The sequence below is a fragment of the Bradyrhizobium sp. USDA 4449 genome (assembly GCF_054056275.1).
Genome location: NZ_JBSRYD010000001.1, coordinates 5,672,877 through 5,692,995, shown reverse-complemented (window position 1 = coordinate 5,692,995; position 20,119 = coordinate 5,672,877). Strand labels below are relative to the sequence as shown.

Annotated in this window: 19 protein-coding genes; 4 read left to right on the top strand and 15 right to left on the bottom strand. The window is 63.7% G+C overall.

The window, feature by feature from the left end:
• Positions 1-14 precede the first annotated feature (14 nt).
• Positions 15-1,856: a single-stranded-DNA-specific exonuclease RecJ gene (gene recJ / locus ACVIIW_RS26590; protein WP_456703451.1), complete on the bottom strand. Its 1,842-nt coding sequence runs from the start codon at positions 1,854-1,856 to the stop codon at positions 15-17.
• 258 nt (positions 1,857-2,114) lie between these two features.
• The gene (locus ACVIIW_RS26585) at positions 2,115-3,101 is read right to left on the bottom strand and encodes a helix-turn-helix domain-containing protein (protein WP_456705277.1); all 987 of its coding nucleotides are present in this window, start codon (positions 3,099-3,101) and stop codon (positions 2,115-2,117) included.
• 1,084 nt (positions 3,102-4,185) lie between these two features.
• Between ACVIIW_RS26585 and ACVIIW_RS26580 the strand changes: the two genes are divergently transcribed.
• Together ACVIIW_RS26580 and ACVIIW_RS26575 are read left to right on the top strand one after the other, a co-directional pair.
• On the top strand, positions 4,186-5,454 hold the full coding sequence (locus tag ACVIIW_RS26580) for a PQQ-dependent sugar dehydrogenase (RefSeq protein ID WP_456703450.1): 1,269 nt from the start codon (positions 4,186-4,188) through the stop codon (positions 5,452-5,454).
• A gap of 188 nt (positions 5,455-5,642) precedes the next feature.
• Positions 5,643-6,236 (top strand): c-type cytochrome, encoded by a 594-nt coding sequence (locus tag ACVIIW_RS26575; RefSeq protein WP_456703449.1) that lies wholly within the window; start codon positions 5,643-5,645, stop codon positions 6,234-6,236.
• Between the two features lie 493 nt (positions 6,237-6,729).
• Here the strand turns inward: ACVIIW_RS26575 and pqqA are convergent, their stop codons facing one another.
• Entirely contained in the window at positions 6,730-6,810 is an 81-nt protein-coding gene (gene pqqA / locus ACVIIW_RS26570) for a pyrroloquinoline quinone precursor peptide PqqA (protein WP_012029362.1), read from the bottom strand.
• A gap of 230 nt (positions 6,811-7,040) precedes the next feature.
• On the opposite strand from pqqA, the gene ACVIIW_RS26565 reads away from it, so the two are divergent.
• Positions 7,041-7,187, top strand: a complete 147-nt coding sequence (locus ACVIIW_RS26565) for a hypothetical protein (protein WP_456703448.1) — start codon at positions 7,041-7,043, stop codon at positions 7,185-7,187.
• A 143-nt stretch (positions 7,188-7,330) separates the two neighbouring features.
• Here ACVIIW_RS26565 and ACVIIW_RS26560 read toward each other — a convergent pair whose 3' ends face one another.
• The 10 genes from ACVIIW_RS26560 to ACVIIW_RS26515 form a co-directional block, all read right to left on the bottom strand.
• The gene (locus tag ACVIIW_RS26560) at positions 7,331-8,410 is read right to left on the bottom strand and encodes an alpha/beta hydrolase family protein (protein ID WP_456703447.1); all 1,080 of its coding nucleotides are present in this window, start codon (positions 8,408-8,410) and stop codon (positions 7,331-7,333) included.
• A gap of 254 nt (positions 8,411-8,664) precedes the next feature.
• On the bottom strand, positions 8,665-9,663 hold the full coding sequence (locus ACVIIW_RS26555) for a L,D-transpeptidase family protein (protein ID WP_456703446.1): 999 nt from the start codon (positions 9,661-9,663) through the stop codon (positions 8,665-8,667).
• A 12-nt stretch (positions 9,664-9,675) separates the two neighbouring features.
• A complete protein-coding gene (locus ACVIIW_RS26550; protein ID WP_456703445.1) occupies positions 9,676-10,737 on the bottom strand; it encodes a glycosyltransferase family 4 protein in 1,062 nt (353 codons plus the stop codon).
• A gap of 131 nt (positions 10,738-10,868) precedes the next feature.
• Complete coding sequence (locus ACVIIW_RS26545; RefSeq protein ID WP_456703444.1) at positions 10,869-11,084, bottom strand: hypothetical protein; 216 nt, start codon at positions 11,082-11,084, stop codon at positions 10,869-10,871.
• Between the two features lie 136 nt (positions 11,085-11,220).
• Complete coding sequence (locus ACVIIW_RS26540) at positions 11,221-12,225, bottom strand: 4-hydroxythreonine-4-phosphate dehydrogenase PdxA (RefSeq protein ID WP_456703443.1); 1,005 nt, start codon at positions 12,223-12,225, stop codon at positions 11,221-11,223.
• Positions 12,222-13,757: a tripartite tricarboxylate transporter permease gene (locus ACVIIW_RS26535; RefSeq protein WP_456703442.1), complete on the bottom strand. Its 1,536-nt coding sequence runs from the start codon at positions 13,755-13,757 to the stop codon at positions 12,222-12,224. The genes ACVIIW_RS26540 and ACVIIW_RS26535 overlap by 4 nt, the downstream gene beginning before the upstream one ends.
• Before the next feature lie 11 nt (positions 13,758-13,768).
• Complete coding sequence (locus tag ACVIIW_RS26530) at positions 13,769-14,251, bottom strand: tripartite tricarboxylate transporter TctB family protein (RefSeq protein WP_456703441.1); 483 nt, start codon at positions 14,249-14,251, stop codon at positions 13,769-13,771.
• 16 nt (positions 14,252-14,267) lie between these two features.
• Positions 14,268-15,260 carry a Bug family tripartite tricarboxylate transporter substrate binding protein gene (locus ACVIIW_RS26525; protein WP_456703440.1) on the bottom strand — a complete coding sequence of 331 codons (993 nt, stop codon included), beginning with the start codon at positions 15,258-15,260 and terminating at the stop codon, positions 14,268-14,270.
• Between the two features lie 54 nt (positions 15,261-15,314).
• The gene (locus tag ACVIIW_RS26520; RefSeq protein ID WP_456703439.1) at positions 15,315-16,574 is read right to left on the bottom strand and encodes a CaiB/BaiF CoA transferase family protein; all 1,260 of its coding nucleotides are present in this window, start codon (positions 16,572-16,574) and stop codon (positions 15,315-15,317) included.
• 12 nt (positions 16,575-16,586) lie between these two features.
• Positions 16,587-17,381, bottom strand: a complete 795-nt coding sequence (locus ACVIIW_RS26515) for an enoyl-CoA hydratase/isomerase family protein (protein ID WP_456703438.1) — start codon at positions 17,379-17,381, stop codon at positions 16,587-16,589.
• Positions 17,382-17,496: 115 nt separating this feature from the next.
• Between ACVIIW_RS26515 and ACVIIW_RS26510 the strand changes: the two genes are divergently transcribed.
• The gene (locus tag ACVIIW_RS26510; RefSeq protein WP_456703437.1) at positions 17,497-18,162 is read left to right on the top strand and encodes a GntR family transcriptional regulator; all 666 of its coding nucleotides are present in this window, start codon (positions 17,497-17,499) and stop codon (positions 18,160-18,162) included.
• Positions 18,163-18,178: 16 nt separating this feature from the next.
• Here the strand turns inward: ACVIIW_RS26510 and ACVIIW_RS26505 are convergent, their stop codons facing one another.
• Both ACVIIW_RS26505 and glpX read right to left on the bottom strand, forming a co-directional pair.
• The gene (locus ACVIIW_RS26505; protein WP_456703436.1) at positions 18,179-18,898 is read right to left on the bottom strand and encodes a haloacid dehalogenase type II; all 720 of its coding nucleotides are present in this window, start codon (positions 18,896-18,898) and stop codon (positions 18,179-18,181) included.
• A gap of 138 nt (positions 18,899-19,036) precedes the next feature.
• The gene (glpX, locus tag ACVIIW_RS26500; RefSeq protein WP_456703435.1) at positions 19,037-20,038 is read right to left on the bottom strand and encodes a class II fructose-bisphosphatase; all 1,002 of its coding nucleotides are present in this window, start codon (positions 20,036-20,038) and stop codon (positions 19,037-19,039) included.
• Positions 20,039-20,119 lie beyond the last annotated feature (81 nt).

The following is a 20,119-nucleotide window of genomic DNA, read 5'->3' as shown; positions in this document are numbered from 1 at the left end:
GTTGTTTGAGGCCGTTACCTAATCACGGATGGACCCTGATCCGGAAGTGCGACGTCGATGACGCGAAACTGCACGCGTTCGACACCCTGATAGCGATCGACCGACAGCGAGCCCGCGACGTGCAGTTGCTGGCCGCGATTGGCCACAAGCGCGTTGCCGAGCTTCTGTCCGACTGAACGGAACGCGATGCCGTTAACGATCGAGCCGTCGCCCGATTTGAAGCGCAAGCGCAGATGCGTCTGCCCGACTTCATCGGCAAAGACGAGCTGGTGCGCCGGCAACGCCAGGACCGGCTCCGGATTACCACTGCCGAAGGGCCCTGCGCGATTGAGCGTGGTGGCGAGTTCCGGCGTCACCGCGCGTGCCGAGATCGCGCCGTCGATATGGAGTTCGTTGACATGGCGCGCCTCGGCGACGTCCTGCGCCAGGGCATTCTCCAAATAGGCGCGGAATTCGGCGAGCTTTTCTTTCCGCAGCGTCACGCCTGCGGCCATCGCGTGGCCGCCGCCCTTGAGCAAAATGCCATCGGCAACGGCCTGCCGCACCGCCTTGCCGAGATCGACGCCGGCAATCGAGCGCCCCGAGCCGGTGCCGATACCGCCGGGTTCCAGCGCAATCGCAAAGGCGGGCCTCGAAAACTTCTCTTTCAGTCGCGAGGCAACGAGGCCGACCACGCCGGGATGCCAGCCTTCGGAGGCCGTGACGATCACACCAAGCTTGTCCTCCAAGCCGATTGACGCCAGCGCTTCGGCTTCGGCCTGCGCTTCGGCGGCCTGCTCGATGACACGGCGCTCGCTGTTGAGGCGGTCGAGCTCGGCCGCAATCCGCGCGGCCTCGACGCTGTCGCCTTCCAGCAAGAGCCGCACCCCCAGATCTGCGCGGCCGATGCGGCCGCCGGCATTGACGCGTGGCCCCAGCATAAAGCCGAGATGCCAGGCTTCCGGCGGCCCGTTGAGCCGCGCCACGTCCATCAGCGCGGTGTGGCCGACATGGTCGCGGCGCCGCATCGCGATCAGACCTTTTGCGACAAAGGCACGGTTCAGGCCGATCAGCGGCGCCACATCGGCAACAGTGCCGAGTGCGACGTGATGCAACGTGCCCAGGAGATCAGGCTCCGGCAGCTCCGCATTCCAGAACCTGCGCTGGCGCAGCTCTCGGTTCACCGCGACCAGCGTCACCAGCACGAGACCGACGGCGGCGAGGTGGCCGAGGCCGGAGAGATCGTCGAGCCGGTTCGGATTGACCAGCGCGTCGACCTGCGGCAGCTCGGAGCCGGCCTGGTGGTGATCGATCACGACAACCGACATGCCGAGGCGCTTGGCCTCGGCGAGCGGCTCGATGCTGGTGGTGCCGCAATCGACGGTGACCAGCAGCGTGGCGCCCTTTGCGGCCAGCGCCCGCACGGCTTCGACGTTGGGGCCGTAACCTTCGAAGATGCGATCGGGAATGTGGATCAGCGGATCGAGCCCACAATGGCGCAAATGCCAGGCGAGCAGCGCCGCCGAGGTCGCGCCATCGACGTCGTAGTCGCCGAAGATCGCGACGGTCTCGCCCTTCGCTGCCGCATCCGCGATACGTTTCGCGGCGGCCTCCATCTCCGTCACCGTGAACGGATCCGGCATGAGCTTTCGGATGGTCGGATCGAGGAAGTCGGGGACGGCGTCGATGTCGACACCGCGGCCTGCCAGGACCCGCGCGAGCAATTCCGGCAGCTGGTGACGCTGCACGATGGCGAGTGCCGTGGCCGCCCCCCGCGCATCCAGCCGGGTGCGCCAGAGCTTGTCGGTCAGCGAGCGCGCCACCCCCAGGAACGCCTGGGGCAATTCGACGGGGAGTGCGGATGCGGGAGGAGCCATATGCGTTCAGTCCGTACGACGAGGGTAGCACATAGGGCAATCACCTGATGCCCCCGGCCAGGCCGTTTTGCACAGCGCAGCCAACTCCAACCAACGAAACAACCCCATGCACAGTAGCGGGAGCATTGTTTTCGCGACGAATTTTCCGATGTCGTCGGCCCCACCGGCAAAGCCGTTTGACACGTCGGGCAAAACACCGGCATTTTGGAATCATGGCGCCGTTCTGATCGGCCTCGTCGAACACCAGCCGTGGCGCGCCTAGGCACTCCCGCTGCCGTCCGCTTCGGTGTGCAATGTTGCAACTCCGAGCGTTTGCGAGGGGCGCTCTCCGAACATCGCGAGGTAGTACTGCGCGAACCGGCCGAGCTCGTAAAAGCCCTGGCCCATCGCGACGGCAGCGACGGTGGTCGAACCGGGCGCGCTCTGGTGCAGCATCGAATGAGCGGCACACAGCCGCTTGTGTCTGAGGAAGCTGACCGGGCCGAGGCCGAACACCTCCTGAAAGGCGCGGTGCAACGTGCGCCGGGACACGCCAAGCGCCGCGCAAATTTCCGACACGTGCACCGGGCGGGTGCCGGTCTCGTCGAGATAATCCTCGACCCTGCGGACCAGCCGTCGGGCTGAACGCAGCCATCCGTTGTCATCTGGGGGAAGCGACGACATGACGTTGACCGCCATACACTCCGCGATCGCCCTCCTCCAGTATTCGGCCGTCGACGACGTCAGGCCCGATCTGTGGGTGCGCAAATGCGACATGATGGCGACAAGCCGGCGCGTGGCGATCTGCCCGTTCGCAGCGTCGGCCCTGAAATGACCCCGGCTGCGCCAAGTATCGGGATCACCGAGCCTCGCTTCGCCACCGAACAAAGACGCAACGTCGTTGAGATCGAGGCGCATCGCGGCGTAAGCGGAGCCGCCGTGAAAGACCCCGTCGTGCTCGAGCAACGGCGGAATCACGAGCACATCGTTGAGCTGCATGTCGAAGGACCAATGGGCCACGCGCTCCTCGGCCGCGAGCAACATCCCGATGATCAGCTTGTCGTCGCTGGAGACGCGCTGCGTGCGCATGCCGACGTTGAAGGTGCCGATGCTCAGCGAAAACTCGCCAATTCCAATGTGCGACAATGTCCCGCGCAACCGGCCGCGGCCGAGCTGCATCACATCCACATGCGAACCGTGGACGGCCTGGTGAAGACCTTCAAAGCCATCCAGCTTTTTCGAATCAACCAGAAGGATTTGGCCCATGGCCGCACCCTGCCACTCAAGCGCGACTATTCTACGGCAGGCAGCAACGCAACACCATCCCGATGCGAGGAGGTGCGGTAAAGTAAACTCGCGTTTTTGAGGCAAATCTCCTGACCACCCGAAAACTGTCTGTTGCCCACAACAGTGTCGGCAGACCATCGACGCGAAAGCGCTCGCCCTTTTCCGAGACCCATGTGACCCTTGCGCGCTCACCATCGGGCCATTCGATGATGTGGTCAGGCGCCAGCTTTCGTATCGATTGGATCACTGCCTAATTCTCACGGTTGCGGGACCCTTCTAATCGCGCCTCTTGAGGCCAGCAAAATGAGCCGCAGATATGCTGCTGGGTGCTCTTCGCAAACTTGCCGCAGTGCGGGGTTGCCATATGCCGTCTCCAGTCGGCAAGGAAGCCGCTATGGAAGGAGTGGCTCGTAAAAGCTTCCTGAGACGGTCGCGTGGCGGCCGCTCCGGGCCGCCAGCGTGGTTTTCGGAAAGCGGTCGCGCCCATCGCGCAGTGGGACGGGTCGCTCGAACGACGCGGTCGCTCCGGTGCTGTATGGCACAGAAGGATCGGATGAAACACGCGGTCTGACCCGTGCCTGAGCCGCAATGGCTGGTGCTCGCTCGATCTTCACGGACGGCCTCCGCCGCTCGCGATCTGACCAAGACCGCTAATGCGGCGGTATTTTAGCAATTTCAAACGCTTGGGACCGAAAACACCAACGCTTTCACTTCGGGGCCCGGACTCGAGACCAAATAGTCGCCGCTTTTGTCAATTCGCATGATGTTTCAGCTGTGTGGCCGCCGTCTCCGCGGACCACCCAGCTTCCGCCGGCCCACTGTGGTGGTGATGTTTCGAAGTTTGCGTTGCGGGCAGGCCGATTCCGCGTTGCAGGGAGATCATTGTCGTCGCGATATGCGCCTACCCCTCAATTTCTTGCGGAGCGCAACTGCGACGCATGCGACGTGCTTCTCACCGCTAGCAGATGTGCTAACCTTTTCGCGTCTGCCACCTCGACAGACCGAGTCAAACAGCAAAACAAAGAACCTGCAGCCCTGGCGGCTGCGTTAGGGGAGTGACGCGATGACATCGATGATCCATCGATCCGTGTTGGCGCTTGCAGCCGTGACCCTCCTTGCGGGAACCACCGTTGCCAATGCGCAGGACAAAAGCACGCCACTGAAGAAATACGAATCAGGCACCAAGGAATTTTGGACGCATCCGCCGGACGATTGGTTCCTCGGCGACGAGACCGAGGCGCAGAAGGGCCTCGCGCCGCCATCGGGTCCGCCGACCGGCGCGTCCGATGCTGAGCTCGCCAACATCGTCAAGAAGGTCAAGCTGCCGGCGGGCTTCAAGATGGAGGTCTATGCGTCCGGCGTGCTGGCTGCGCGGCAGATGGCCTGGGGTGACAAGGGCACGCTGTTCGTCGGCTCGTTCGGCCTCGGCAACGTCTATGCCATCAAGGACAACAACGGAAAGAAAGAGGTCAAGACCATCCTCAAGGGGCTGAACATGCCCACGGGTCTGGCCGTCAAGGACGGTGCGCTCTACGTCATCGCGGTCGACAAGCTGATCCGCTACGACGACATCGAAAACAAGCTCGACAATCCCGGCGAGGGCAAGGTCGTCTATGACGACATGCCGTCCTATGCCGCTCATGGTTGGAAATACCTCGCGGCCGACAAGGACGGCTGGTTCTACATTCCGTTCGGCCCGCCCTTCAACATCGGCATTCCCCCGACCAGCGTCTCGCAGATCCGGCGCGTCGATCCCAAGACCGGCAACGCCGAAATCTGGGCGCTGGGCGTTCGCAACTCGGTCGGCGGCGACGTCGATCCTCGTACCGGCAAATATTGGTTCACCGAAAACGCCCGCGACTGGATCAGCGACGATCTGCCCAGCGACAAGCTGAACATGATCAACAAGATCGGCGAGCATTTCGGCTATCCTTACTGCCACCAGGGCGACTTGCCCGACGATAAGTTCGCGATGGGCCACAAATGCTCGGAGTTCACGCCCCCCGTCCTGAATCTGGGCGCGCACGTCGCTCCGCTCGGCATGAAGTTCTATACCGGCGACCAATTCCCCGCCGAATACAAGAACAACATCCTGATCGCCGAGCATGGCTCCTGGAACAGACACAAGTATCAGGGTGCCCGGATCGTGCGCGTGATCGTCGATCCTGACGGCAAGAACGCCAAGGAAGAAGTGTTCGCTTCCGGCTGGCTCGAAGCCGACCAGGGCTATCTCGGCCGTCCTGATGACATCATCCTCGCCAAGGACGGTTCGATCCTCGTCGCCGACGACTGGGCCGGCGCGGTCTATCGCATCAGCTACAGCAAGCAGTAGCGCGCGACGACAGGAGGCTGCGGCGGCCCTAGCGGCGCCGCAGCTTCTCTCATTTCAAAGTCTCACGCTGTCGTTCCGGATTGGGCCAGCGCAAGTCCGGAACCCCTAACCCCGACTCGCTGTTATGGAGTTCGGGCATGTGCTTCGCACGCCCCGCAATGACGCGGTCGATAGATCGGAATTCCCATATGCGCCGGCAGTTCGTCTCGCAAGCCATCAGCGCGGCTGCGCTTCTCGCAGTTGGCGCCCTCTCCGCAAGCGCCGCCGACAATGCGGCGGTCCAGGAGAAGGCTGCCGTCTGCTCCGGCTGTCACGGCGAGAACGGCATCTCGCAGACCGAGAACATCCCTTCGCTGGCCGGCCAGCCCGATCAATTCTTGCAATGGCAGCTCGTGTTCTTCCGCGCCGGCTCACGCAAGAACGAACAGATGCAGCCGATTTCCCAGGACATCAGCAACGAGGACGTGCGTAGTCTCGCCGCCTATTTCGCGGCCATGACGCCGCCCGCGCCTGGCGAGGACAACGATCCGGAACTCTCGAAGAAAGGCGCGGAAGTTGCCGTCGGCCGCCGCTGCGCCTCATGTCATACGGATAGCTTTGCCGGCACCAAGGCTGTGGCGCGGCTCGCAGGCCAGCGCGAGGAATATCTGGTCAAGGCGTTGCACGACTACAAGAGCAGCCAGCGTGTCGGCGGTGGCGGCGCCGCGATGGCCGATGTGGCCTACCACATGAGCGACGAGGAGATCACCGCCGTCGCGCACTATCTCGCGTATTTGAAATAGCGCCGTGCGCAGCCACAAGCTACGCAGTCGGCCCGGACAAGCGAAGCGCAAATCCGGAACCCATACCCCAACCAGATGTTTGGCGAAGGCTGATGGTGACCAGCTCGCTCACCCGCGGGAATCGGTGGCGCGGGGCAAGCGTTGGAATTGGGAATAGTGGCCATGGCACTGGGAGTGCGGGCAGCGCTATAGTAACGGCAACGGCAATGCTGATGCCGCACTATCGCTCGCTTCTAGCCTCGTGGAAATTTATCCGTGTTCGCCTAGCCGCTGCGATCGCGGGTGGTCATGCGCCGAGCTCTAATTGGGCGCCGCATCGGAAGATGCAAAAGGAGCGGCGACGGATACTCGCCGACAAACATCCGGCACCGCCGCGTACAATGCGTCTATTTAGGATTGTCTGCGTTGCCGAAATGAAAAGCCTCTGCCCGGCTCCAGAAAATGACGAAAAATGTCGCGAAGCTCTGGGGCCAGGCAGGTCGATGCGAATCGCTTACTTCCGCGCTGCGCAGGCGTACATGTTGATCTCCATGCCAACAGGCACTTCGACGATCTTCGGTGCTTTCCAGGCCATTAGTGAACTCCCGGGTTTGGCGGCACGATCGCCGCAAGAACTACACTAAAAGCATATCAAACTGACAAACCGGCGTCTTCCTCTTTGTTTGAGCCCCGGCAGACTGGGCCGGTCATTGCGGGTCCTTTCTGCTTGGAACCCAGAAGCGGGTTGTCCCAATCGCCGGCTCTTTCGCATCACGCCATAATCACCCTCGCGCTCGAGGCGCCGCATTTCGGCAAAGCGCACAATTGTTCGCCAAGAGCAGCAAGGCACATCCGGGCGGCCTCCGGAACCCGGTCTTCGGCGTTGTCGGCGGCGACTTCCAGCAGCTGCTCGACACCCCTGCGTCCGACGGGAGCGACGATCCCGAACTCGGCAAGATGGGCGCGGATTGAGTTGATGAACGCAGTCTGCTGTCTGACAGCCGACATATCTGGGATGCGGCAGCGATGGGCCGCAAACGGAAGTTCGGGGATGTGTTCGATCGCGAAATTCAGTAGCCCCACTTTTGCAGCAAGACTCTACGATGAGTTTCCTGCTACGGCGCTTTCGCCAACGTCCTGGCAAAAAACTCCTGCGCTGCCGCGATCGCCTGACCATGGGTGTCCGCCTGCGGGACGCTGAAGGTGCACCACTGCGGAAATGTTGCCCGCCCGGCGTCGGTACAATCAGGCAAAAAATCGGTGTGACCGACGCCCGGCAGCCGTAACAGCGTCGCCCCGGGGATCGCCTTTGCCGCGATGAGGCCGTTCGTCGCCGGCGGCACGTCTATGTCATCATCGCCCAGTATGATGCTAACCGGCTTGCGCATGGCTGCGAGGCTTGCGGGATCGAGCAGTTGAATGGGCCCCGGAGCCATGACGAACGCCGCCCGCACTTCGGGCAGGGCATGACTTTCGCCGGCACGGGCACGCTCGGCGGCAACTTCCGGCGAAGCCAGGGCTTTCCTTTTGTCGGCGTCCGTCATCGGTACTGGACTGCGCGCGCGCTGATGACATGTACCATCGTCGGGATTCTCGGTGCAGAACGCGGTAAAACGATCGAAATCGAAGGATCGCGCGCCCGCCGCGACAAGCGCCGTATATCCGCCGAACGACAGTCCAGCCGCACCGACGCGCGCCTTGTCCAGATGTGGTCCAATCACAGGGTCATTTTCGGCAGCCGCGAGAGCTGAGCGCAGGTCCTCCGCGCGGTCCCAGGGCAGGAGCATGGCCGCCGTCGTCTTCACATCCATGCCGTTATCGCCGGGGTGGTCGACCGCGATCACCACATAGCCGGCGCGGGCCATGGCGATCCCGAACCAGCCCACCATGCGAGCGCTGGCGCTACCACCAGGCGCCAACAGCAGGATCGGACGCGGCCCGCCATCAGCGAAAGGCGCGTTGAACGCGACCGACCCGACATTCCAGAAGGGCTTGGCCGGTGGGTCCAGGCCGACGACCAATGGCTGCTCTACCGCATCCTTTGCTGCAGGATACCAGACGGTGAGGCGCAATTGGTCGCGATGCTCCGCGTCGCGCAGGGCGGCCGTCTTTTCGGTCGTCACACGATGCGTTTCGCCGACAGGGTCCGCCTGCGCGCGCTGGAATGACAGGAGAACGAGCAACGCCGCGCCCAACGAATATTTCACCTTGGCCCTCACGTACATCCGTGAAACGAAGGCCTATTATTCATGGTCCGAAAAACAATACAATCTTTGGTTGCGTGATTTTCTGGAGGCTGTGCTTCGCCGCGGATCCGAAGCACCCGCCATCCGAAAGCCTTCGCAGAACCGGACATCCGCGAGTTTGTGAGTACACGCCCCTCATCAAGGGCGGCGAAGCGTCGCAGCAATCATTTCAGATATTCGTCACCCGCGTTCTCGCGTAGGACTCAGCTGGTGCTCTCGACGAAGACGACCGGCGTCCCCTTCGAGACGCTCGCTGCGACCCGTTCCGCATCCCAGTTGGTGAGACGCACGCAGCCATGCGACTGCCCCTTCGAGATATTTTGCGGCGAGGGCGTGCCGTGGATGCCGTAGCCGTCGGCGGACAAATTGATCCAGACGATTCCGACCGGATTGTTCGGGCCGGGCCTGATCTTGAAGGGTTTTTGGGAGTGAACGCCCTTGAAGTGATAGGCGGGGTTGTAGCGATAGGTCGGATTGTGGTCGATCTCGGTGACCTTCAGTGTGCCAGAAGGTGACGGCTTCTCCTCGCTGCCGACGCTCGCCGGATAGAATCCGATCAGCGCATTCGACTTGTCGAACAGCTTGACGGTTTGCCTGACCTTGTCGATTTCGACCCTGTCGGCCTTGGCAGGCGCGGTACCTCCCCCATCAGCCGTGTCGACGACGACGATGGTCTCGCCGGCACGGTCGAAGTGGCGGCCCGGGTTGAGCGCCACCAGAAGCTGCTCGCTCATATGAAACTTTTCAGCCAATTCTTCGCGCGGACTGGTGTAGCCGAGATGGGGGATGTCCTTCATGTCCTCCATTTTCGCCGGAAGCTTGCGCAAGAACGGTCCCGCGACGTCCTTGTCGGTGATGGTGTAGGTCGCCGTCACCTGCCGCTCGTCTGTCCGCAACGCTTGCCAGACATCATTCGTCGGCGCGTCCGAACTCGGCAATTGCCGCGCCTCCGCATAGGCTCGCAGCGCCTTCTTCGCGTTCTCACCGAACTTGCCGTCGATCTCACCCGGGGAGAAATGCGCCCGGTCGAGGAGGACTTGCAGATGGACCCCGGCCGGGGTCGGCTTTTCGGTCGAGAGCGTCCTCTTTGAGGGCTCGGCGGAATTGATTGCGTCCGCCGTCATCTCGGCTGCGAACGCTCCGGACGCTGCAAGGGCCAAGACAAGAGCGAAGCAGATCTGCCCCGTTTTCCTCAGCGTCATCGTCGCCTCCTTTTACCTTTCCAAGCGTTGCGTGCCGCCTTTACGGCCGGCCGCGGAAGCCAGTTCGCGGTAGCGATCCTCGTATTGCCGCGCCATTCGACCAGCGATGAAGCGCTCCTCGAAGCGGGCGCGCACTCTCCTTCGATCCAGCTTGGCCAATTCGCCGACCGCCGCGACGGCCTGGTCTTCGTCCTCGACGATGAACCCGGTCAGACCGTGCTCGATCACCTCCGGAACTGACCCACAACGATAGGCGATCACCGGCGTTCCGCAGGCCATCGCCTCGATCATGACCAAGCCGAACGGCTCCGGCCAATCGATGGGAAACAACAGCGCGGCTGCTCGGCCCAGGAAGGACTGCTTCTTCACGTCGTCGACTTCACCCACGAGCTGGATCGCTTCGCCGTCGATGTGAGGCTCGAGCTTCTTCTTGAAGTAGGCGGTTTCCGCGCGCGGTATCTTCGCGGCTATGCGCAGCGGCATCCGGGCAGCGCGCGCTATGCGAATGGCATCCTCAGGCCCCTTGTCGGCCGTGAGGCGGCCAAGGAACGCCAGATAGGCACCCTTTTCGTAGGAGGGGCGCAACAGATCGGACGGCAATCCGTGCTGGATCGTTCCAATCCACTTTGCATCCGGAAGCGGCGCACGCTGGTGATCGGAAATCGACACGAATGCGGCTTCAGGGAACTGCCGAACCACATCAGGCAATCCGGGCAGATCCAAACGACCGTGCATGGTCGTCAGAAACGGCACACCAAGACGACTGAGCAACGGCAGATGCACCCAGTCGATATGGGCGTGGATCACGTCAAAATCGCTGGCTCGCCTGGCAATCGCCTCGATCAACATCGCCGAGGCCGCGCCCGGATCGGTTCCCTTCCGACCGAGACGAAGCGCGCGTGGCCACACGGCGTGAAGTTTCCCGTTGGTTCGGGAGTCGCCACTTGCAAACAGCGTGACCTCGTGGCCGAGCTCGACAAGCTCATCCACCAGCCAGGCGACCACACGCTCCGTGCCGCCGTAAAGCCTGGGAGGGACGCTTTCGGCCAAGGGGGCGAGCTGGGCGATGCGCATGAGAGCCTGCTACACCGCTGAACGAAGGATCAGCACGATGGCTGCGGACAGCAGGTTCGAAATTGCAAGCAAGGTGCAATTCGGCCATGCGCTTCCGAGCGCCAGGCGGCAGGCAAGCCTCTCAATGATCCCTAGCATTGGTCATCCGAAAGCCGCTCGAGATAGGCGAGCCCGAACCAGGCGAGTTCCTGGGCATCACCGTGACTCTCGCGTGCTTCCCGCCTCCCTTGCAGATGGCGCTCGAGGAGGCAGCGACGGCCATCCGCGGCATCGACGTCGCGATGCCGGGCGCGATACACGCGCCATGCGGTATCAACCGCTGTTCGTAACGGGCCGTCGTCCACCATGTTCCCAGCTCCGGCGTGGAGATGTTCATGGGACGCCAACTCGTTGCGACGGCGGAAGTTTCCAGTTTTTCCTGAAAGTCTGATAACGCACGCAACGCGAGCCCAGTCGGCACGGGCTCCCGTTGGTGCGCGCAAATCAGACGGCGCGTCGCACCGTCATCTCGGCCGCGAGCAGGACGGCCGCACGACTGGCGCCAGGCGATGCAATGCCCTGCCCGGCGATATCATAGGCGGTGCCGTGCGCCGGCGTGCAGATCGGGAACGGGAAGCCGCCCAGCAATGTGACGCCGCGATCGAACCCCATCAGCTTCATCGCGATCTGGCCCTGGTCGTGATACATCGTCAGCACCGCATCGAAGGCGCCAGACTTGGCGCGCAGGAACACGGTATCGGCGGGGAACGGGCCCTGCGCGGCAATGCCGGCGCGCTGGCCGGCTTCCACCACCGGCGCGATGACGTCGATCTCCTCGCGGCCGAAATTGCCGCCATCTCCGGCATGCGGATTGAGGCCGGCGACCGCGATGCGGGGACGCGCAAAGCCGGCATTACGCATGCACGCATCGGTCAGCTTCAGTGCGCGCTGGATGCGTTCGGTGGTGAGTCTTGCGGCGACCTCCTTGAGCGGAATGTGCGAGGTGACGCGGGCATTCCAGAGCTCGCCCAGCACGTTGAATTCGCTGGCCGGTGTCCTCACCCCCACCACCTCCGCCGAGAACGCGATCTCGTCGTCATAGTCGGAGCGCGCCAATCGCATGGCCGCCTTGTTGAAAGGCGTGAAGCAGACGGCATCGACCCTTCCATCCCTGCCAAATTCGAGCGCCCGCTTGTAGTTGGCCAGCGCAAATTGCCCGCCCGCCAGGCTCGCTATGCCACGCTCGACCCGCGCGGGATCGAGATGACCGAGATCGAGGAACAGCGTGTCGCCTGTCAGCTCATCGAAGTCGGCGCCCTGCTCCACCGCCATCAGTTCCGGCGTGACGCCAGCGATCTTCGCGCCCGCGTCGAAGACGCGCCGGTCGCCGATGACCAGGAGCCGGCACCGCGCGCGGACATCGTCCTGCGCCACGAGCTTCGCCGTCAGCTCCGGGCTGATGCCGGCAGGATCTCCCATCGCCAGCGCAATCAGCGGCTTTCCGGTCATATGATCACCTTTTCCTGGTTCGTCGTTCCAGCGGCGGCGGGTTTGCGGACGATGCGTGCGAACAGCTGCAACGCCAACGGCAACAGCAGCAATGCGAATCCGGAGACCACGAGGCACGTCACCAGCTTGTTGGCAAAGAAGATTCCGAGCGATCCCTTGGACATCAGCATCGCTTGCCGGAACGCATCCTCGGCCTTGTCCCCGATGACGATGGCGAGCACGAGCGGCGCCAGCGGATAGAACAACTTCTTGAAGAGATAGCCGACGACGCCGAAACCGAGCATCATCACCACATCGAGATAGGAGTTCGACACCGAATAGGCACCGACGACGCAGATGATCACGATCAGCGGCGCGATGACCACGAAGGGAATCCGCATCAGGGCGGCGAAAACAGGCACGGTCAGCAGCACCAGCGCGACCGCAACGATGTTGCCGACATACATCGAGGCGATCAGACCCCACACGAAGTCCTTCTGATCGACAAACAGCATCGGTCCAGGATTGAGCCCCCAGATCATCAGCCCGCCCATCATGACCGCCGCAGTCGCCGAGCCGGGAATGCCGAGCGAGAGCATCGGCAGCAGCGCACTGGTGCCGGCGGCATGGTCGGCGGTTTCGGGCGAGATGATGCCCTCGACCTCGCCGGTGCCGAAGTAGCGGCCGCGTCGCGAGAACCGGCGAGCAATGCCGTAGCTCATGAACGACGCTGCGGTCGGGCCGCCCGGCGTGATCCCCATCCAGCAGCCGATCGCAGCGCTGCGCAGCAGCGCGACGCCGTGGCGCGGCAGGCGGCAGACGGCGCGAAACACTTCGCGCCAGTCGATCCTGGACGAGACCGCGCGGGCATGAAACTCCTCTTCGACGGCGACCAAGAGCTCGCCGATGCCGAACAGGCCCATCACCGCGACGACGAAGTTCACGCCCTTGACCAGTTCGTCGATGCCCATGGTGAGACGGACGCTGCCGGAGACGGTGTCGATGCCGATCGCCGCGATCGCAAAGCCGATCGCGAGCGCCACCACGGTCTTGATCGGCGCCGCTCCGCCCATGCCGACGAAGCTCGCGAACGCGAGGAAATAGACCGCAAAATATTCCGCCGGCCCGAAGGCGAGCGCAACCTGCGCCACCCAGGACGCGAGGAAGGTGATCAGGATGACGCCCACCAGCGCGCCGAACGCCGCCGAACCGAAAGCGGTGGCGAGCGCCGTGGTCGGCCGGCCATCGCGCGCCATCGGATAGCCGTCGAAGGTCGTCGCGACCGAGGACGGCTCGCCCGGAATGTTGAACAGGATCGAGGTCACGGAGCCCCCGAACAGCGCGCCCCAATACATGCTGGAGAGCAGGATGATCGCCGAGACCGGCTGCATGCCGAAGGTCAGTGGCAGCAGCAGCGACACGCCATTCGGAGCGCCCAAGCCCGGCAGCACGCCGACGAGGATGCCGAGCAGCACGCCTGTCGCCATCAAGGCCAGATGTGGCACCGTGACCGCGATGGTGAAGCCGTGGAAGAGCTCTGAGAGATTACCCATCGCGCGCTCCCTCAGACCCCGAGCGCCGCGGCGAGCGCGCCGTGCGGCAGGCTGACCTGGAACATGCGCTCGAACACGATATAGAGCGCGAGCGCCGTTGCCGCCGCCGTCATTGCCGACCGCAGGACGGATTGATGGCGGGGAATCGCAAGCACCGCGAAGATGTAAGCCGCCGAAGCGACATACATCCCAAGCAACGGGATCGCGGCGACGAAAATCGCCGCCGGCACGAACAGGCCGGCGAGCCGCCGCAGCTCAATCGACGTGATCGCGACGGGGACGCTTGCCACCGACGCGACGGGCGCGAGGCCGCGTGCCAGATTGTAGAGGCTGCCGGCGACAATGATGATGCCGGTCAGGAACGGGAATGTGCCTGATTCAACGCCCGCGCTCGACCAGCCGATGCCGTTGTCGAGGCTCTGGACCACCACCGCAACACCAAAGCTGCCGGTGAGGACGGCGGTCGCAAGTTCGAGGGCGCGGCGCGAGATCATCGAAGGCTCCTGATCCTCACTTGACCAGCCAACCCTGCTCGCTCGCAACCTGCTTGACGTGCTCGAGGTCCTGCTTGATGAACTTGTCGAGCTCGGCACCGGTCAGGAACGTGTCGACCTGGGAGGTCTTCTCGATGTAGTCCTTCCATTCCGGCGTCGCCTGCACCTTCTGCATCAGGTCGACATAGTAGGCGGCCTGCTCCGGCGTGACCTTGCCGGGCAGCCAGACCGTGCGCGGCTGCTCGTACTGCTTGATGTCGAGGCCCTGCTCGACGCAGGTCGGAACGTCGCTCCAGCCTTCGGTGGCCGTGATTTTCGGGCCTTCAGGCAGCCGCTTCGGGCTGAAGACGCAGAGCGGACGCTGCGTGCCGCCGCGCCACTGGCCAAGGCTTTCGCTGGGATTGTTGACGTGGGAATCGATGTGCCCGCCGGCGAGCTGCACCGCAGCCTCGGCGCCGCTCTTGAACGGAATGTAGGTCAGCTTGACGTGACCGACCTTCTCGATCATGCGCGTCAGCACCTCGTCGGTGTCCTTGGACTGCGCGCCGCCCATCTTGAACTCGCCCGATGCGGCCGCCTTCAGATAATCGCCGGCCGTCTTGTAGGGCGCGTCCTGCTTGACCCAGAGCAGGAACTCGTCCTGTGCCATCGCCGCGATCGGCGTCAGATCGGTGTAGTTGAAGGCGACTTTGGAGACGAGCGGCTGCTGCCAGGCGTTCGAGGTGCCGAAGATCACCTTGTAGGGATCGCCCGCGGAGGCCTTGCCGTAGACATAGCCCTCCGCGCCGCTGCCGCCGCCCTTGTTGACGACGACGATCGGCTGATCGGTCAGCTTGTGCTTGGTGATGATGTTCTGCACCGCGCGGGCGATGTTGTCGGTGCCGCCACCCGGACCTGCGGTCGCCACGAACTCGATCGGCTTCTGCGGCTGCCAGGCCGCGAATGCCGGCGCGCCGCCTGCAAGCACGGCTGCACTGACGGTCAACAGGAAGAGAGACGTCCCACGCATGATTTCCTCCAACTGATTTTTCTGTTTTGTTTGATCAGTCGTCCCGGCGTCGGCTCAGGCGACGCGTTCTTCGCGCTCCCCTGCGGCCGAGACGATTGCGCCTTCCTGCTCGAGTGCTTCGATTTGCTCTTCGGCGAACCCGTGCTCGGCCAGCACCTCGCGCGTATGCTCGCCGTAGACCGGAGCGCCAGACGCGACCTTGCCCGGCGTCTCCGAGAATTTGATCGGCAACCCGATCGTCTTGACCGGACCGAGCGTGGAATGCTCGACCTCGACGACCATCTCGCGCGCCAGTGTCTGCGGATCGTTCAGGGCCTCCAGCATGTCGTGGACGGGGCCGCACGGCACGCCTTTCTCGTCCAGAGCCGCGAGCCAATGGGCGCGTGTCCGGGTCCGGAAACGTTCGCTCAAGACCGCTTCGAGCTCCTTCAAATTCGCCATGCGGTCGGCGCCGGTGACGAAGCGCGGATCGGCAGCGAGCTCGCTCGCGCCGAGCGCTTCCAGCATCAACAGCCAGTGCTTCTTGTTGGCGCCGCCGACCACGAGCCAGCCGTCCGAGGCCTCGAACGCCTGATAGGGCGCGTTGAGCGGATGCGCCGAGCCCATTGCGCGGGGCGCGGTGCCGGCGGCGAGCGCGATGGTCGACTGCCAATAGGTCTGCACCAGCGCCGCCTCGTAGAGCGAGGTCTCAACCCACTGCCCCTCACCGCTCTTGAGACGGTGCGTATAGGCGGCGAGGATGCCCATGCTCGCGAGCAGGCCGGCGGTGATGTCCGACAGCGGCGGGCCGCATTTCACCGGCGGGCCGTCCGGGCGCTCGCCGGTAAAGCTCATGATGCCGCTCATGGCCTGCGCGACGAGGTCGAAGCCGCGGCGGTGCTTGTACGGACCGGTGCGACCGAAGCCCGACAGCGAGCAATAGATCAGCGCTGGGAATTTTTCGTGCAGCTCTTTATAGCCGAAGCCGAGCCGTTCCATCGCGCCCGGCGCGAAATTCTCGACCAGCACGTCGGCGTCCGCGATCAGTCGGCGCAAGACCTGCTTGCCGCCGTCGGTCTTGAGGTCCAGCACGATGCCGCGCTTGTTGCGATTCATCATCAGGAACGAGGCCGCCTCGTCGCCGATCCTGGGCGGCACCGAATGGCGGGTGTCGTCACCATTGGGCCATTTCTCGATCTTGATGACGTCGGCGCCCATGTCGGCGAGCATCAGGGTGCAGGTCGGCCCCGCCATGACGTGGGTGAGATCGATGACCTTGAGACCTGCGAGCGGGCCTGCGCGACGTGAGGCGGATTGCGATCGATCGCTTGGCATCGGGGCGTCCTGTTATTGACCGCGCCACTGCGGGGCGCGCTTGCTGAGGAAAGCGTCGAGCCCTTCGCGAAAATCGTGGCTCGTGTAGCACATCAGGATGAGGTCTTCGCCCTCGTCTCGCGTCAGCCGCTTTAGCAGGCGGGCGACCGCCTGCTTGGTCGCGTTCAGGGTCAGCGGCGCGTGGCCGGCCACGAGGCGCGCGATCTCGTCGACGCGCTTATCGAGCGCGGTGAGATCGTCGACGACCTCGCCGAGCAGTCCGATTGCTGCGGCCTCCGCGGCATCGACGAGCCGCGCGGTGAAGATCAGATCCTTGACCCGCGCCGGCCCGATCAACGCTGTGAGACGGCTGACATTGGACATCGACAGGCAATTGCCGAGCGTGCGAGCGATCGGAAAGCCGATTCTGGTGCTGCGCGTGCCGATGCGCAAATCGCAGGCCGCGGCGATGCCCGCCCCGCCACCGGTGCAGAAGCCGTTGATCGCCGCGATCGTCGGCACCCGGCATTGCTCGAGCGTGGTCAGCACGCGGTCGATACGGTTCTCGTAATCGATCGAATCCTGCGGCGTTTTGAATTCGCGGAATTGGTTGATGTCGGTGCCCGAGGCAAAGGCCTTGTCGCCGGCCCCGCGCAGCACCAGCACTTTGATCGCGCGGTCGTCGTTGGCCTGCTCGCAGATGGCGGCGAGCCGCTCGTACATGGCGAAGGTGAAGGCGTTGCGCGCCTGCGGGCGATTGAAGGTGATCCGCCCGACGCCGTTCGTGCATTCAAAAGTGAGGTCGTCCCCCGACACGGCTTGGTCCATTTCCGCCTTCCCGCATGTTTTTTGTATTTTTGAATGCAAAACTTGGGATTTTCAAGATATAATTGCTGAACTTTCGTCTATTGGAACATTTTTGCATTCAAAATTGAGACGTGCCATGCTGCATGAAGAGGTGGTCGGCCGCATCCGCGACATTCTGCTCGACGGCGAGATCCCGCCCGGCGCGCGGATTCCCGAACGCGAGCTGTGCGAACGGCTCGAGATCTCACGCACGCCGTTGCGTGAAGCGCTCAAGGTGCTGGCCGCCGAGGGCCTGGTGCAACTCCTCCCGCATCGCGGCTCGCGCGCGGCGAAACTGACCGACAAGGACATGCGCGACCTCTTCGAGGTCTGCCAGGGCCTCGAAGCGCTGGCGGGTGAACTGGCTTGCGAGCGCATCAGCGACACAGAGGTCGCCGACATCGCGGCCGCGCATGCGGCGATGGTGCAGCATTATCGCGAGGGCGATCTGCTCCAGTACTACCGCGGCAACCGCGCCATCCACGAGGGGATCGTCAATGCCGCCGGCAATCCCGTGCTGTCAGGACTCTACGCGTCCGTGACCGCGCGCATCCGCCGCGCCCGTTACGTCACGCCGATGACGCCGCAGCGCTGGGCGCGCGCGGTCCAGGAGCACGAGGCGATCCTGAACGCCCTCCAGCGCCGTGACGGCGTCGGACTCTCCCACGTCCTGCGCGCCCATCTGCGCCACAAGCGTGAAGAGGTTTTGCAGGCGGGCTTTGCGGAAACCGAAGGGGATGAGCCCACGCTGAGGATCGCGTGAGGCGCAACGTCTAAATTTAGCAGCCGAGCTTGTCGGCGATCCCGCCAAAATCCTTGGCGACAATGTCCCAATTTCCCGTCGCCTCGAAATCGACCTTCTGCAACGGACCGTATTCGGTCGGCCGCGCCACGAACGCGGTCCTCAGTCCGTTCTTCTGCGCGGCGGCCAAATCGCCATTATGGGCGGCGACCATCATCACCTCTTCAGGCTTGAGGCCGAGCAGCCTTGCGGCGCCGAGATAAGTTTCGGGATCGGGCTTGTAGTGCGCGAACAATTCGGCCGACATGATGAGATCCCACGGCAGACCCGCATGCTTCGCCATGTTGGTGAGCAGCGCGACGTTGCCGTTCGACAGCGGCGAGATCACGAACCTTGTCTTCAGCCGGGTCAGGCCGGCAACGCTGTCCGGCCAGGGATTGAGGCGGTGCCAGCCCTTGGTGAGATGATCGAGATCGGCCTCGGTGAGGCCCTTGATGGCAAATTTCTCGACCAGCTTTTCCAGCGAGCGGCGGTGCAGATCGTCCAGCATGACATAGCCACGCTCGGGATGCTCGCGCACGTCCTGCATCGACGCGACATACATGCCGCGCCAGTCGTCGACGAGCGCGGTCCAATCGGCGCTGACGCCGCGCCCCTTCCCCCACCACATGAAATCGGTGATCAGGCTGGTGCGCCAGTCCACGACCGTGCCGAACACGTCGAAGATGAGGGCCTTGACGGCGGAGAGATCGGACATGCGCTTCCCCAGTCGTTCTTATCGTCATTCCGGGGCGCGCATCAGCGCGAACCCGGTATTTAGAAGTTGCGGCGCGAGATTCCGGGTTCTCCGGGCCGCGCTCTGCGCGGTCCCGTCGCCCCGGAACGACAGAGAACATCAGTCCAGATGAAACTTCGCCAGTTCGCGGTGCTCGGCCTTGATGTAGCGCACGGTGCCGGTGACGGAGCGCATCACCACGGTCTCGGTCTCGATCACGCCGTCCTTGCGGAATTTCACGCCCGACAGCAGCGAACCGGTCGTGACGCCGGTCGCGGCGAACAGGCAGTCGCCGCGCGCCATGTCCTCGATGCCGTAGATCATCTTGGGATCGTTGACGCCCATCTTGGCGGCGCGCTCGATCTTCTCGCCGGAATCGAGAATCAGGCGGCACTGCATCTGGCCGCCGATGCAGCGCAGCGCCACCGCCGCGAGCACGCCTTCCGGCGCGCCGCCGGTGCCCAGATACATATCGACGCCGGTGTTGTCGGGATCGGCGCAGTGGATCACGCCGGCAACGTCGCCGTCGGTGATCAGGCGAACGGCAGCGCCGGTCGAACGCACGCTCTCGATGATGCCGGCATGGCGGGGGCGATCGAGCACGAGGACGGTGATACCCTCAGGCTTGACGCCCTTGGCCTTGGCGAGACGGCGGACGTTATCGGCGGGGCTCGCATCGAGATCGACGACACCCTTGTCATAGCCGGGGCCGATCGCGAGCTTCTGCATGTAGACGTCAGGTGCGTGCAGCAAGGTGCCACCGTCGGCCATCGCCATCGTCGCGATCGAGCCCGGCATGTTCTTGGCGCACAGCGTGGTGCCTTCGAGCGGATCGACCGCGATATCGACTTCCGGACCGGTGTTCATGCCCACTTTCTCGCCGATGTAGAGCATCGGCGCTTCGTCGCGCTCGCCCTCGCCGATCACGATGGTGCCCTGGATCGGCAGCTTGTTGAGCTCGCGGCGCATCGCGTCGACCGCGGCCTGGTCCGCAGGCTTCTCCTGCCCGTGCCCGCGCAGCCGCGCCGACGACACTGCCGCCCGTTCCGTCACCCGCACGATCTCCAGCGTGAGAATGCGCTCGAGCAAGGCGTGCGGGGGGACTTCAATATGGGTCGACATCGGCTAACTCCTTCGAAACAGTTTTGGACAGGACGCCCTGCCCGCATCAACTCGTAACACTCACAGTTCGTTCGAACCGTT